The 13576-nt window shown below is 72.2% G+C and carries 9 protein-coding genes and 1 pseudogene; 7 read left to right on the top strand and 3 right to left on the bottom strand.

What is annotated here, in order from left to right; all coding sequences use genetic code 11:
- Positions 1–51 precede the first annotated feature (51 nt).
- Positions 52–744 carry a TetR family transcriptional regulator gene (locus ABD207_RS00245; RefSeq protein ID WP_425580601.1) on the bottom strand — a complete coding sequence of 231 codons (693 nt, stop codon included), beginning with the start codon at positions 742–744 and terminating at the stop codon, positions 52–54.
- Positions 745–872: 128 nt separating this feature from the next.
- On the opposite strand from ABD207_RS00245, the gene ABD207_RS00240 reads away from it, so the two are divergent.
- A complete protein-coding gene (locus ABD207_RS00240; RefSeq protein ID WP_344008929.1) occupies positions 873–3152 on the top strand; it encodes an MMPL family transporter in 2280 nt (759 codons plus the stop codon).
- Positions 3153–3251: 99 nt separating this feature from the next.
- Here the strand turns inward: ABD207_RS00240 and ABD207_RS00235 are convergent, their stop codons facing one another.
- A complete protein-coding gene (locus tag ABD207_RS00235; RefSeq protein WP_344008927.1) occupies positions 3252–3446 on the bottom strand; it encodes a helix-turn-helix transcriptional regulator in 195 nt (64 codons plus the stop codon).
- Positions 3447–3728: 282 nt separating this feature from the next.
- Between ABD207_RS00235 and ABD207_RS00230 the strand changes: the two are divergent.
- From ABD207_RS00230 to ABD207_RS00210, 5 genes and pseudogenes are all read left to right on the top strand, one after another.
- Positions 3729–3836, top strand: a pseudogene (locus ABD207_RS00230) (5-deoxy-glucuronate isomerase); the annotation flags it as partial.
- A 121-nt stretch (positions 3837–3957) separates the two neighbouring features.
- Positions 3958–5850, top strand: a complete 1893-nt coding sequence (iolD, locus tag ABD207_RS00225; RefSeq protein WP_344008925.1) for a 3D-(3,5/4)-trihydroxycyclohexane-1,2-dione acylhydrolase (decyclizing) — start codon at positions 3958–3960, stop codon at positions 5848–5850.
- A 14-nt stretch (positions 5851–5864) separates the two neighbouring features.
- Positions 5865–7367, top strand: a complete 1503-nt coding sequence (gene mmsA, locus ABD207_RS00220; protein ID WP_344008922.1) for a CoA-acylating methylmalonate-semialdehyde dehydrogenase — start codon at positions 5865–5867, stop codon at positions 7365–7367.
- 310 nt (positions 7368–7677) lie between these two features.
- Positions 7678–10344 carry an alpha/beta fold hydrolase gene (locus ABD207_RS00215; protein WP_344008920.1) on the top strand — a complete coding sequence of 889 codons (2667 nt, stop codon included), beginning with the start codon at positions 7678–7680 and terminating at the stop codon, positions 10342–10344.
- A complete protein-coding gene (locus ABD207_RS00210; protein ID WP_344008918.1) occupies positions 10341–11207 on the top strand; it encodes an ABC transporter permease in 867 nt (288 codons plus the stop codon). Before ABD207_RS00215 ends, ABD207_RS00210 begins: the two co-directional genes overlap by 4 nt.
- A 19-nt stretch (positions 11208–11226) precedes the next feature.
- On the opposite strand, the gene ABD207_RS00205 is transcribed toward ABD207_RS00210, so the two are convergent.
- On the bottom strand, positions 11227–11997 hold the full coding sequence (locus ABD207_RS00205; protein WP_344008916.1) for a hypothetical protein: 771 nt from the start codon (positions 11995–11997) through the stop codon (positions 11227–11229).
- 301 nt (positions 11998–12298) lie between these two features.
- Here ABD207_RS00205 and ABD207_RS00200 point away from each other — a divergent pair, with 301 nt between their 5' ends.
- Positions 12299–13195, top strand: a complete 897-nt coding sequence (locus tag ABD207_RS00200; protein WP_344008914.1) for a chaplin — start codon at positions 12299–12301, stop codon at positions 13193–13195.
- Positions 13196–13576 lie beyond the last annotated feature (381 nt).

The following is a 13576-nucleotide window of genomic DNA, read 5'->3' as shown; positions in this document are numbered from 1 at the left end:
GAGGGGGCCACGGAGGCCCCGACACCGCCCAGACTATACCCCTAGGGGGTATTAGTCGACCAGGGGGGCCAGGTACCGGAGGAGAACGTTCTTCAGTTCGCGCACATAGGCCTCGCGCTCCTCGCCCTCGTGGGCGAGGACCAGTTCCAGGCCGGCCTTGTAGATCCCCACGCACACCTCGGCGGTGCGCCGGACGTCCGCCGCCGGGGTGTCCGGCAGGAACGGGGTGAGCAGGGCCTCGACCCGGCCGATCAGGGTGGCGTGCAGGGCGTCGTGCTCCTCGGCCATGCGGCCGGGGATGTCCGAGCCGTGCATCAGGGTGTAGAAGACCGGGTGGCGGCAGTTGAAGTCGATGAAGCGGTCCACGGCCGCCCCGACCGCCTCCTCCAGCGGGGTCGCGGGGTCGACCGGGGCGAGGGCCTCGCCGTAGGTCCGGCGCATCTCACTCATCAGGCGCTCGCCCAGCTCGATGGCGATCGCTTCCTTGTTCGGGAAGAACTGGTACAGGGTGCCCGGGGAGACGCCGGCCTCGCGGGCGATGGCGTTGGTGCTGGCGGCGGTGTAGCCGGTGGTGCAGAAGACGGACGCCGCCGCCTCGAGCAGCTGGGCGATGCGCCGCTCGCCGCGCGCCTGACGGCGGCGCGGCTGCTCTTTCGCTTCTTTCGCTGTTCTCTCGCTCTTGGCGGGCACGTGGTTGTCCCCAGTTCTCGGTAAGCGTTGACAAACGCGAGAGGTCACTCGCATTCTGATGAAACGCGAGCGATCTCTCGTGTTTTCCAGTCTATGGCCATGGTCCTGCACGTCCGTGGCCGTGCCGGATTGCACTGCATGGCGACTGCATGGCGACTGCATGGTGAAGGGGACAGCGCAGGATGACCGAAGTCAACAAGCCGCCCAGGATCGGGGGCTTCACGCGCCTCGTCACCGCCAGGCCCCGCCTGTCGCTGCTGGCGGCCCTGGTGCTCACGGTGCTCGCCGTGCTGGCCGGCAGCGATGTCGCCGACCGCATGGGCAGCGGCGGCTGGGAGGACCCGGACGCCGAGTCCACCTACGCCACCAAGGCCCTGGAGCGCGAGTTCCCCGACTCCCAGCCCAACGTCCTGCTGCTCGTCGACGCGGGCAGGGCCCAGGTGGACGACGCGGCCGTGGCCGCAGAGGGCAGGCGGCTCGCCGAGCGCCTGGCCGGGGAGCAGGGCGTGACCGGCGTCCGCTCCTACTGGCGGACGGGCTCGCCCGCGCTGCGCGCCGAGGACGGCCACGAGGCGCTGATCGCCGCCCGCATCACGGGCGACGAGACCGCGATGTACGAGACCCTGGACCGCATAGCCCCCGCCTACCGCGGCGAGAGCGGCCCGGTGGACGTCAGCGTCGGCGGCCCGGTCGCGGTGCGGCAGGAGATGCAGACGATCATCCAGGAGGACCTGCTGCGGGCCGAGATGATCGCCCTGCCCGTGACCCTGGTCCTGCTGGTGATGGTCTTCGGCAGCGCCGTCGCGGCCCTGCTGCCCCTCGGCATCGGTGTCGTCGCCATCCTGGGCACCAACGCCGTCCTGCGCGGCCTCACCGAGTTCACCGATGTGTCGGTCTTCGCGATGAACCTGACCACCGCGCTCGGACTCGGTCTCGCCATCGACTACGCCCTGTTCATCGTCCGCCGCTTCCGCGAGGAGCTGGCCGCGGACGGCGACCCGCTGACCGCCGTGGGCGCCACCCTGCGCACGGCCGGCCGCACGGTGCTGTTCTCCGCGCTCACGGTCGCCGTGTCCCTCGCCGCGATGCTGCTCTTCCCGCAGTACTTCCTGCGCTCCTTCGCCTACGCCGGCATAGCGGTGGTGCTGCTGGCCGCTGCCGCCGCGCTGATCCTGCTCCCGGCCGCCCTGGTGCTGCTCGGCCACCGGGTCAACTCCCTCGACCTCAGGCGCCTGTTCCGGAGCGGACGCGGAAAGCGGACAGCGGACGCCGCGCCGGAGAAGCCCGCTCAGTCGGCCCCTGTGGAGGAAGGCGCCGTCTGGGGCCGCACCGCCCGGGTGGTGATGCGGCGCGCCCCGTTCTTCGCCCTGGGCACCACCGCCGTGCTGGTGCTGCTCGGACTGCCCTTCCTGGGCGTGAAGTTCGGCACCGCCGACGACCGCCAGCTGCCCTCCAGTGCCGAGTCGCACATCGTGCAGCAGCACATCCGCGACGGCTTCCCGGGCAGCCCCGGCGGCGGCCTGGAGGTCCTCGCCGAGGGACGCGCCACCGAGGCGCAGTACGCCGCCTACAAGGAGCGGGTCGCCGCCCTGCCCGAGGTGCTGCGGGTCGAGGGGCCCCTGGTGAAGGGCGACTCGGCCTACTTCACCGTGCTGCCCAAGGGGGAGGCCGTGGACGACCCGGCCCAGCGGCTGGTGGACGAACTGCGCGCGGTGGACGCCCCGTTCGACACCAAGGTGACCGGCATGGCGGCCGTCCTGGTCGACTCCAAGGACGCCATCGCGGAGCAACTGCCGCTCGCCCTCGTCCTCATCGCCCTGGTCACCCTGCTGCTGGTCTTCCTGCTCACCGGCAGCGTGCTGATACCGATCCAGGCCGTGGTGCTCAACGCGCTCAGCCTCACCGCGATGTTCGGGGCGGTGGTCTGGGTCTTCCAGGACGGCCACCTCTCCGGCCTGCTGGGCTTCACCAGCCCCGGCTCCATCGAGACCACCCTGCCGGTGCTGATGTTCTGCGTGGCCTTCGGCCTCTCCATGGACTATGGCGTGTTCCTGCTCTCCCGCATCAAGGAGGAGTACGAGAAGACCGGCGACCACGACCAGGCGGTCCGGCACGGTCTGCAGCGCACGGGCGGGCTGATCACCGCGGCGGCGGTCATCCTGGCGGTGGTCATGGTCGCCATCGGCACCTCCCGGGTGACCAACACCAAGATGCTGGGGCTCGGGATCGCGCTGGCCGTCCTCATGGACGCGATGATCGTCCGCAGCCTGCTCGTCCCGTCGGTGATGCGCCTCACCGGCCGCGCCACCTGGTGGGCACCGGGCCCGCTGCGGCGGTTCCACGAGCGGTTCGGGCTGAGCGAGGGGGAGTCGGCGCCGCGCACGAAGGAGGCCCCCGCGGCCGAGCAGCCGGACGAGCCGTCCGAGGGCCGGCGCGACACGGTGGACGCCGGCCGGAGCTGACGGCACGGGCTCCCCTGAGTCAAGGAGCGGCGGCTGCGCCCCACCCGCTCGAGGTGGGGTGCAGCCGCCGCCTGTGCGTCGGGCCGGGCCCTCAGGCCCTCACCTCCGCCCCCTGTTGCCCGGCCGGGACGCCACCCAGGCCCGGACGGTGTCCGCGTACCAGTAGGGCTTGCCCCCTTCCACATGGTCGGGCGGCGGCAGCAGGCCGTGCTTGCGGTAGGAGCGCACGGTGTCCGGCTGCACCCTGATGTGCGCAGCGATGTCCTTGTAGGACCACAGCCTTCTGTCGGTCATGCGTCGTACCTCCCCGCGCAGACCACGGCGGCGGCCGGGGGTGGCCGTCAGGGGGAGCCGGGCTGCGCTGGTGATCACCAAGCGTTGTGCCCGGTGAACGATGCGTGATGGGGCCGGGGAAGGGATTGTGCGCGGGTGTGACCAAGGCCCCGCTGAAGCCGGACATGTGTGACACGGGTGAGGTGTCTGTGACACGTCTGACAAGAACTGGTCCGTATGTCTGGACAAAATGTTGACAGCGCTGCGTCGCCCGGCTAGAAACCGGGGGAAGGGCCGTACGAACGGGACGCGCGCCCGGCACCGATCACCTCCGGCGCGGGAGGCCGCTTTGCTTTGGCAGGAGCGAAGTGCGAGCGAAGACTCCCCGCCCGCTTCGGCCCCGCGCCGGAGGACTCCCCGACCGGACTCCCGGCCGGCCCGCCGCAGGCGAACACGGCGGGCCGGCCGCGCGTATACCTCGGCGCGGTTCTGCTTTCGTCCGGCCCACGCCGACAGCACAGGGGGTTACCCGATGACGGCGCACACCACGACCACCCGGCTCACGGTCGCCCAGGCACTCGTCCGCTTCCTCGCCGCCCAGTACACCGAGCGCGACGGTGAACGGCGCAGGCTGATCGAGGCCACCTGGGGCATCTTCGGCCACGGCAATGTCGCCGGGATCGGCCAGGCGCTGCTGGAGCACGCGGAGGTGATGCCATATCACCAGGGCCGCAACGAGCAGGCCATGGTCCACGCCGCCGTCGGGTACGCCCGCCAGTGCAACCGGCTCTCCGCCCACGCCGTCACCACCTCCATAGGCCCCGGCGCGACCAACCTGGTCACCGGCGCCGCCCTCGCCACCGTCAACCACCTGCCGGTGCTGCTCCTGCCCGGCGACGTCTTCGCCGCCCGCCCCGCCGACCCGGTGCTCCAGCAGCTGGAGGTGCCGCACGCCGGCGATGTGTCGGTCAACGACTGCCTGCGCCCGGTGTCCCGCTACTTCGACCGGATCACCCGCCCCGAGGCCCTGATCCCGTCCGCGCTGAACGCGATGCGCGTGCTCACCGACCCCGCCGGGACCGGCGCCGTCACCCTCGCCCTGCCGCAGGACGTGCAGGCCGAGGCCTACGACTGGCCCGAGGAGTTCTTCGCCGAGCGCGTCTGGACCGTGCGCCGCCCCGCCGCCGACCCCGCCGAGCTGGCCGCGGCCGTCACCGCCATCCGCGCCGCCCGCCGCCCCCTGCTCGTCGCCGGCGGCGGGGTGCGCCACAGCCGCGCCGAGGAGGCCCTCGCCGGCTTCGCCGCCGCCACCGGCATCCCCGTCGCCTCCACCCAGGCAGGCAAGGGCTCCCTCCGCCACGACCACCCCCAGGACGTCGGCGGCATCGGCCACACCGGCACCGCCACCGCCTGCGAACTCGCCCGCGCCGCCGACCTGGTGATCGGTGTCGGCACCCGCTACACCGACTTCACCACCGCCTCCGGCACCCTCTTCCAGAACCCGGACGTCCGCTTCCTCAACCTCAACATCGCCGCCTTCGACGGCCACAAGCTCGCCGGACTCCCGCTGATCGCGGACGCCCGCAGCGCCCTGACCCAGCTGACCGAGGCACTCACCAGGCCCCGGTACCGGATCGCCGCCGCCTACGCCGCCGAGTACACCGAGGACAAGGAACGCTGGGAGCAGCGCGTCGACGCCTGCTACGAGGCCGACGAGCCCGACGTCCGGCCCACCCAGCCGCAGGTGCTCGGCGTCCTGGACAGCCTGGTGGACGAGACCGACATCGTCATCAACGCCGCCGGTTCACTCCCCGGCGACCTGCACAAGCTCTGGCGCGCCCGCTCCCGCGACCAGTACCACGTGGAGTACGGCTACTCCTGCATGGGCTACGAGATCCCCGCCGCCATCGGGGTGAAGCTCGCCGCACCCGGGCGGCAGGTGTGGGCACTCGTCGGCGACGGCACCTATCTGATGATGCCCACCGAGATCGTCACCGCCGTGCAGGAGGGGATCGCGATCAAGGTCGTGATCCTGCAGAACCACGGCTACGCCTCCATCGGCGCCCTGTCCGATTCGGTCGGCGGCGAGCGGTTCGGCACCGCGTACCGCTTCCCGTCCGCCGACGGCGGCCACACCGGGCCGCCGCTGCCGGTCGATCTCGCCGCCAACGCGGCCAGCCTCGGCATGCGGGTGCTGCGCGCCAGGACTGTCGACGGGCTGCGCGGGGCACTCGCCGAGGCGCGGGCCGCCGACACTCCCACATGTGTCTACGTGGAGACCCAAACGACCGACACTGTGTCGGGCGCGCCTCCGGCGCAGGCCTGGTGGGATGTACCTGTGGCCGAGACCGCGACCCGCGCGTCCGCGGTCAAGGCACGTGAGCTGTACGAACGGCACGTCTCCACCCGACGCCGCCATCTGTGAAGGAGTACTCGGTCATGACGAAGATCGTCAACCACTGGATCGGCGGCAAGACCGCCGAGGGCGCCTCGGGTACCTACGGTCCGGTGACGAACCCCGCCACCGGGGAGGTCACCACCAAGGTCGCCTTCGCCTCCGTGGAGGAGGTGGACGCCGCGGTAGCCGCCGCCAAGGAGGCGTTCCCGAGCTGGAGCCAGACCTCGCTCGCGCAGCGCACCACCATCCTCTTCCGCTTCCGCGCCCTGCTCGACCAGCACCGCGACGAGATCGCCGAGCTGATCACCGCCGAGCACGGCAAGGTGCACTCCGACGCCCTCGGTGAGGTCGCGCGCGGCCTGGAGATCGTCGACCTGGCCTGCGGCATCAACGTCCAGCTCAAGGGCGAGCTGTCCACCCAGGTCGCCAACCGCGTCGACGTGGCCTCCATCCGGCAGCCGCTGGGCGTGGTCGCCGGCATCACCCCGTTCAACTTCCCGGCGATGGTGCCGATGTGGATGTTCCCCATCGCCATCGCCTGCGGCAACACCTTCGTGCTGAAGCCCAGCGAGAAGGACCCCTCGGCCTCCGTCCGCCTCGCCGAGCTGCTGTCCGAGGCCGGCCTGCCCGACGGCGTGTTCAACATCGTCCACGGCGACAAGGTGGCCGTCGACCGCCTCCTGGAGCACCCCGACGTCAAGGCCGTCTCCTTCGTCGGCTCCACGCCCATCGCCCGCTACATCCACACCACCGCCTCCGCCAACGGCAAGCGCGTGCAGGCCCTCGGCGGCGCCAAGAACCACATGCTGGTGCTCCCGGACGCCGACCTGGACGCGGCCGCCGACGCCGCCGTCTCCGCCGCCTACGGCTCGGCCGGCGAGCGCTGCATGGCGATCTCCGCGGTCGTCGCGGTCGGCTCGATCGGCGACGAGCTGGTGGAGAAGATCCGCGAGCGCGCCGAGAAGATCAAGATCGGCCCCGGCAACGACCCGACCTCCGAGATGGGCCCGCTGATCACCAAGGCCCACCGCGACAAGGTCGCCTCCTACGTGGAGAACGCCGCCGCCGAGGGCTGCGAGGTCGTCCTGGACGGCACCGGCTTCACCGTGGACGGCTACGAGAACGGCCACTGGATCGGCATCTCCCTCCTCGACAAGGTGCCGACCTCGGCCAAGGCCTACCAGGACGAGATCTTCGGCCCGGTGCTGTGCGTGCTGCGCACCGAGACCTACGAGGAGGCCCTGGAGCTCATCAACTCCTCGCCGTTCGGCAACGGCACCGCGATCTTCACCCGGGACGGCGGCGCGGCCCGCCGCTTCCAGCTGGAGGTCGAGGCCGGCATGGTCGGCGTCAACGTCCCGATCCCGGTCCCCGTGGGCTACCACTCCTTCGGCGGCTGGAAGGACTCCCTCTTCGGCGACCACCACATCTACGGCAACGACGGCACGCACTTCTACACCCGCGGCAAGGTCGTCACCACCCGCTGGCCCGACCCCGCCGACATCCCCGCCGGCGTCGACCTGGGCTTCCCGCGCAACCACTGAGCACCCCCTCGTGCGCCTTCGCCGCACACCCTCACGGGGCCGCCCGTTTCTCCGGGCGGCCCCGGCCTTTCGCCCGCCTCCGCCGCGATTCCCGCCCGCCCGGCACGAAGACAATGCGTACATAACTCCGCACATGCCTGCGTGCATGTCACCCCAAGTGTCTGTGTGACGCGCCCGACGCGGGAGCCGGGCCGGCCCCGGCGTACAACGGGCGCGGTATGCGGGGACCGGTAGGTACACCAGCGGGAGGTGACGAGGTTCGGTCTCCGGGCGGCAGGGGGACGGGCGGTTCACCCCGTACCGTGGTCGCATGGATCTTCGACTGCCCGGCCTGCGGTGGTTCCGGTCGCTGCGGCCCCGAGGGGCCCTCGCCGCCGGGGCCGCCGTCGTCGTACTCGCCGGAGCCGGCACCTACGGCGCGGTCGCCTCGGACGAGCCGCCCGCCGTCCGGCGCGCCGACCGGGTCATGACGATGGGCGACGGGGTGCGCATCGACACCTCGTACTTCACCGCGGGGCCGGCCGGCCGCCGCCCCGCCGTGCTGCTCGGGCACGGCTTCGGCGGCAGCAAGAACGATGTGCGCAAGCAGGCCGAGGCCCTCGCCCGCGAGGGATACGCGGTGCTCACCTGGTCCGCGCGCGGCTTCGGCCGGTCCACCGGGAAGATCGGGCTGAACGACCCGAAGGGCGAGGTCGCCGACGCCTCCCGGCTGGTCGACTGGCTGGCGAAGCAGCCGGAGGTCCGCCTGGACAAGCCCGGCGACCCCCGCGTCGGCATGGCCGGCGCCTCCTACGCCGGTGCCGTCTCCCTGCTCACCGCCGGGCACGACGACCGGATCGACGCCCTCGCCCCGTCCCTCACCTACTACGACCTCGCCGACGCGCTGTTCCCGAACGGCGTGCTGAAGAAGCTGTGGGCGAGCCTCTTCGTCAGCGCCGGCGGCGGCTGCGACCGGTTCGAGCCCGAGCTGTGCCGGATGTATCAGCGGGTCGCCGAGTCCGGCACGCCCGATGCCGAGGCCCGCCGCCTGCTGGAGAGGCGCTCGCCGTCCGCGGTCGCCGACCGCATCGACGTGCCCACCCTCCTGGTGCAGGGCCAGTCCGACTCGCTCTTCCCGCTCGGCCAGTCCGACGCCACGGCCACGGCCGTCCGCCGCAACGGCGCCCCCGTGGACGTCGACTGGATCGCGGGCGGGCACGACGGCGGCGACATGGAGACCGCCCGGGTGGAGGGCCGCGTGCGGGCCTGGTTCGACCGGCACCTCAAGGGCGACAAGAGCGCGGACACCGGACCCGCCTTCCGCGTCACCCGCACCGGAGGCGTCGACTCCACCGACGGGGAGGCCCAGTTGCGCGGCGCGAGCGCCGACCGCTACCCCGGCCTGCACAGCGGGCCGCGCGAGATCCCGCTCACCGGACCCGAGCAGACCTTCGACAACCCGGCCGGCGCCGGCCCGCCCGCCGTCTCCGCCCTCCCCGGACTCGGCGGGTCCGGCGGGCTGTCCCAGCTCTCCTCCCTCGGCGTCGGCGTCTCCCTGGACTTCCCCGGCCAGCACGCCCGCTTCGACTCCGCCCCGCTCCGCAAGGACCTGCGCATCACCGGCTCACCGACGGCCACCGTTCACGTCACCTCCTCCAGCGAGGACGCCGTCCTGTTCGCCAAGGTCTACGATGTCGGCCCGGACGGACGGCAGCAGGTGCTGCCCTCCCAGCTGGTCACACCCGTCCGGGTCCAGAACGCCAAGGACGGCAAGGACGTCCGGCTCACCCTCCCGGCCATCGACCACGAGGTCGAGCGGGGCCACCGCCTGCGCCTGGTCCTCGCCTCCACCGACCTCGCCTACGCCTCCCCGGCCGCCCCAGCGAAGTACACCGTCGCCCTGAAGAGCGACCTCACGGTGCCCACCGCGCCCGGTGTCAGCACCGCCGCGGCACCCCTGCCGTCCTGGGTGTGGTGGCTGCCGCTCACCGCCGCCGCGGTCGCCCTCGCCCTGATCCTCACCGGCCGCCGCCGCACCACCACCGGCAGCGGGGCCGGCGCCCCCGACCCCGCACTCGCCGACGTGCCGCTGCAGATCACCGGCCTGAGCAAGCGCTACGCCGGCTCCGCCGACCGGTACGCCGTCCAGGACCTCTCCTTCCGCGTCGAACGCGGCCAGGTGCTCGGCCTGCTCGGACCCAACGGCGCCGGCAAGACCACCACTCTGCGCATGCTGATGGGCCTCATCCAGCCGGACGCCGGCGAGATCCGGGTCTTCGGCCATGCCATCCGCCCCGGCGCCCCGGTGCTCTCCCGGGTCGGCGCGTTCGTCGAGGGCGCCGGCTTCCTGCCGCATCTGTCCGGCCGGGAGAACCTCGAGCTGTACTGGAAGGCCACCGGCCGCCCGCCCGAGGACGCCCACCTCGACGAGGCCCTGCGGATCGCCGGACTCGGCGATGCCCTCGCCCGCGCGGTGCGCACCTACTCCCAGGGCATGCGGCAGCGGCTCGCCATCGCCCAGGCCATGCTCGGCCTGCCCGATCTGCTCATCCTCGACGAACCGGCCAACGGACTGGACCCGCCCCAGATCCGCGAGATGCGCGAGGTGCTGATCCGTTACGCCGCCGCCGGGCGCACCGTCATCGTCTCCAGCCATCTGCTGGCGGAGGTCGAGCAGACCTGCACCCATCTGGTGGTGATGGACCGCGGCCGGCTCGTCCAGGCCGGCCCCGTCGGCGAGATCACCGGCTCGGGCGAGACGCTGCTCGTCGGCACGGCCACGGCCGTCGAGGACGCCGTCGTCGAGAAGGTCGCCGCCCTGCCCGGCGTGGCCTCCGCGGTGCGCACCGACGACGGACTGCTGGTCCGCCTCGACGCCGGCGGCAGCGCGCAGCGCCTGGTCGCCGAACTCGTACGCCTGGAGGTGCCCGTGCACTCCGTCGGCCCCCACCGCCGCCTGGAGGACGCCTTCCTCACCCTGATCGGAGGCTCGGCATGAGCAGCAGCACGCTCACCGGACACCCCGAGGCCGCCGGCTACCGGGCCGGCCGCACCCTGCCCCTGCGGGTGGAGCTGGTCCGCCAGCTCAAACGCCGCCGGACACTGGTGATGTACTCGGTCCTCGCCGCCCTGCCGTTCGTGCTGGCCATCGCCTTCGCGATCGGCGGCGAGCCGGGAGGCCGCAACGACCGGGTCACGCTGATGGACACGGCCACCGCCTCCGGCGCCAACTTCGCCGCCGTGAACCTGTTCGTCTCCGCGGGCTTCCTGCTGGTCATCCCCGTCGCGCTGTTCTGCGGGGACACGGTGGCCTCGGAGGCGAGCTGGTCCTCCCTGCGCTATCTGCTGGCCGCGCCCGTGCCCCGGATGCGGCTGCTGTGGTCCAAGCTGATCGTCGGACTGGGGCTCAGCCTCGCCGCGATGGTGCTGCTGCCGCTGGTCGCCCTCGCCGTCGGCACCGCCGTGTACGGCTGGGGCTCCCTGCGGCTGCCCACCGGCGGTGCGCTGGACGCGGGCACGGCGGCCCAGCGGCTCGTGGTGGTCGTGGCGTACCTGTTCGTCTCCCAGCTGGTCACGGCGGGCCTGGCGTTCTGGCTGTCGACCCGCACCGACGCCCCGCTGGGCGCGGTCGGCGGGGCGGTCGGACTGACCATCGCCGGCAATGTGCTGGACGCGGTCACCGCGCTCGGCCACTGGCGGGACTTCCTGCCCGCGCACTGGCAGTTCGCCTGGATCGACGCGGTCCAGCCCACACCCGAGTGGTCCGGGATGATCCAGGGCGCCGCGATCTCCGTGGCGTACGCCCTGGTCCTGTTCGCCGCCGCCTTCCGCGGCTTCGCCCGCAAGGACGTGGTGTCCTAGGAGGACACCCCCTGGGCGGTCACTTCACCACGACGTTGTCCCCGGAGGACGTCGACGGCCCGGTCGTGGTGTTGCCGTAGTACACCCAGCGCCACGTACCCGTCGTGGAGGCCTTCACGGTGGTCCGGAGAGCACCGGAGGCGTTCGCGTACACCTTCTTCACCGTGGTGTAGGAGGCGGCGCCGGCGGGCTTGAACTGCAGGCTCACCTTGCGGCCTCCGTAGGAGACGTACTTCCTGGTCTGCCAGTCGGCCCGTGTGACCTTTCCGGTCACGGTGATGGTCGCGCCCTTGGCCACCGGTTCGGGGGAGGCGTTGACGGTCAGGCGGGAGTTGCGCTTCACGTGGACCGTCAGGCCCTCGTCGTCGGTGTCACCACCGCCGCCCTTGAAGTAGACCTCGGCCCCGACCTTCCAGGCCCCGGCCTCGCTGTTGTGCATCTCCCACACGCTCGGGTCGAAGGACATCGTCTCGTCGAAGTCGCAGACGCCCGGGCCCACCTGGACGCAGTCGCTCGTCTCGATGGCGTGCCACAGCCGCTCACCCATGCCCGCACCGCCGCGGTACAGGTACACCGCCGGCCACTTCCACTGGCGCGTGGTCGTCATCCGGAAGGAGGCGGGCACCGCGACCTCGTTCGACACCCCGATCACGATCGGCTTGCCGCCGTTCACCTGGACGCGGGTGAACGAGACCCCGCCCTCGGCCGCCCCGGCCGGCACCGCGGCCACGGCCGTGAACACCGCCGCCGCACCACCGGCCACGAGGACTCTCCAGACCTGCTTTCCCATCTGATCCCCAATCGCTGTACGGAAGGGCACCGAAGGCTCCTCCCTCCAGCGCGTACAGACAGCCGGCGTCCGCGCGGGGTTGTACGCCCGCGCATCACGATGGGGCACCGGCGGCGCCTGCACCTGCTGCACGCCGCCCGCAACCGGTGCGGGCCATCCGGGTGAACCTGCGCAACCGATCCCTGCGCACCGGGTTGATGAAGGAGTAGGGCATGCGACGCCAAGAGAAGGCCGACCTCCGGATGTCGGTCTCCTCGCAAAGGCCGGCTTTCCCAATTCTTCAAGCAGGAAGACAACGACATTGCGACAGACCCTGAGCAGGGGAGTGTTCGCGGCGGCCGCCGCCACGGGCATTCTGTCCCTCTACGCTGCCCCGGCCCTCGCCGACTCGCAGGCGGAGGGAGCCGCCGAGAACTCTCCCGGCGCGCTGTCCGGGAACAACCTCCAGGTGCCGGTTGAGGCGCCGGTGAACGTATGCGGCAACACCGTCGGCGCGGTCGGCGCGCTCAACGAAGCGGCCGGCAACGTGTGCGCCAACACCTCGGACGGCAAGAAGAAGTCCGCCGCCGCTGACTCCTCCTCCACCTCGGCGTCCGGCGCCGCCTCCACGAGGTCCGCCACCAAGGGCGGCTCCGGCGGCGGTGCGCAGGCGGAGGGCATCGCCAAGGGCTCGCCCGGTTTCGGCTCCGGCAACAACGTCCAGGTGCCGATTGAGGCGCCGGTGAACGTCTGCGGCAACAACCTCGCGGGCGGCGGACTGTTCAACGAGACCGACGACAACACCTGCGTCAACCACTCGCACTCGCACAAGGGTGGTCCGCAGGCGGTGGGCAGCGCCGAGGGCTCGCCCGGTTTTCTCTCCGGCAACCTGATCCAGCTTCCGGTCCACGCCCCGGTGAACGCCTGCGGCAACAACCTCGACGTCGTGGGCATCTTCAACAGCGCGTACGAGAGCTACTGCGAGAACAGCGTCTCCACTCCGGACAAGCCGGAGAAGAAGACCAAGACCCCGCCGACCACCAAGAAGCCGCCGACGACGGACATCGTCGCGCCCCCGGCCGAGGAGAAGGAGCCCGAGGCCCCGAGCCTGGCCCAGACCGGCAGCGACGGCATCCTCAGCGCCTCGGCGGCCGGTACCGCACTGCTCATCGGCGGGGCCATGCTCTACCGCCGCGGCCGCGCCGCGTCCCGCGTCTAGGCGCCGCGTCCCGCGTCTGGGCGCGGCGTCCCGCGTCTGGGCGCGGCGTCCCGCGTCTGGGCGCGGCGTCCCGCGTCTGGGCGCGGCGTCCCGCGTCTGGGCGCGGCGTCCCGCGTCTGGGCGCCCTCATCCCGCCGGCGGACCCGGAGCGCCGAACCTCTCCGCCCGGCCCTGCCGCCGCCCCGGCAGCAGACCGCCCCCGTTCGACACGGCCACCCTCGTGGTGACCGAGCCGGACGGGGGCGCGGTCGTGTCGGGGAGGAGACGCGGTGAATCCCGTCCGCGGGTGCGGTCGTGGCAGTCCGGGGCGCGGTCCGGCGGAGGCGGGGTGCGGTCAGGTCCGGTCCGGGAGCGCGGGCGTTCGAGCCGAACGCAAAGGGA

The sequence above is a fragment of the Streptomyces thermospinosisporus genome (assembly GCF_039526425.1).
Taxonomy (GTDB): domain Bacteria; phylum Actinomycetota; class Actinomycetes; order Streptomycetales; family Streptomycetaceae; genus Streptomyces; species Streptomyces thermocarboxydovorans.
The sequence above is the reverse complement of the archived record's forward strand: the minus strand, read 5'-3'. Positions and strand labels throughout refer to the sequence as shown.

Excerpts from the sequence above, each read along its gene's own strand:
- ABD207_RS00215 (WP_344008920.1), top strand. The coding sequence starts at position 7,678 with ATGGATCTTCGACTGCCCGGCCTGCGGTGGTTCCGGTCGCTGCGGCCC.
- ABD207_RS00245 (WP_425580601.1), bottom strand. The coding sequence starts at position 744 with ATGCGAGTGACCTCTCGCGTTTGTCAACGCTTACCGAGAACTGGGGAC.
- ABD207_RS00205 (WP_344008916.1), bottom strand. The coding sequence starts at position 11,997 with ATGGGAAAGCAGGTCTGGAGAGTCCTCGTGGCCGGTGGTGCGGCGGCG.
- ABD207_RS00235 (WP_344008927.1), bottom strand. The coding sequence starts at position 3,446 with ATGACCGACAGAAGGCTGTGGTCCTACAAGGACATCGCTGCGCACATC.
- ABD207_RS00240 (WP_344008929.1), top strand. The coding sequence starts at position 873 with ATGACCGAAGTCAACAAGCCGCCCAGGATCGGGGGCTTCACGCGCCTC.
- mmsA (WP_344008922.1), top strand. The coding sequence starts at position 5,865 with ATGACGAAGATCGTCAACCACTGGATCGGCGGCAAGACCGCCGAGGGC.
- iolD (WP_344008925.1), top strand. The coding sequence starts at position 3,958 with ATGACGGCGCACACCACGACCACCCGGCTCACGGTCGCCCAGGCACTC.
- ABD207_RS00210 (WP_344008918.1), top strand. The coding sequence starts at position 10,341 with ATGAGCAGCAGCACGCTCACCGGACACCCCGAGGCCGCCGGCTACCGG.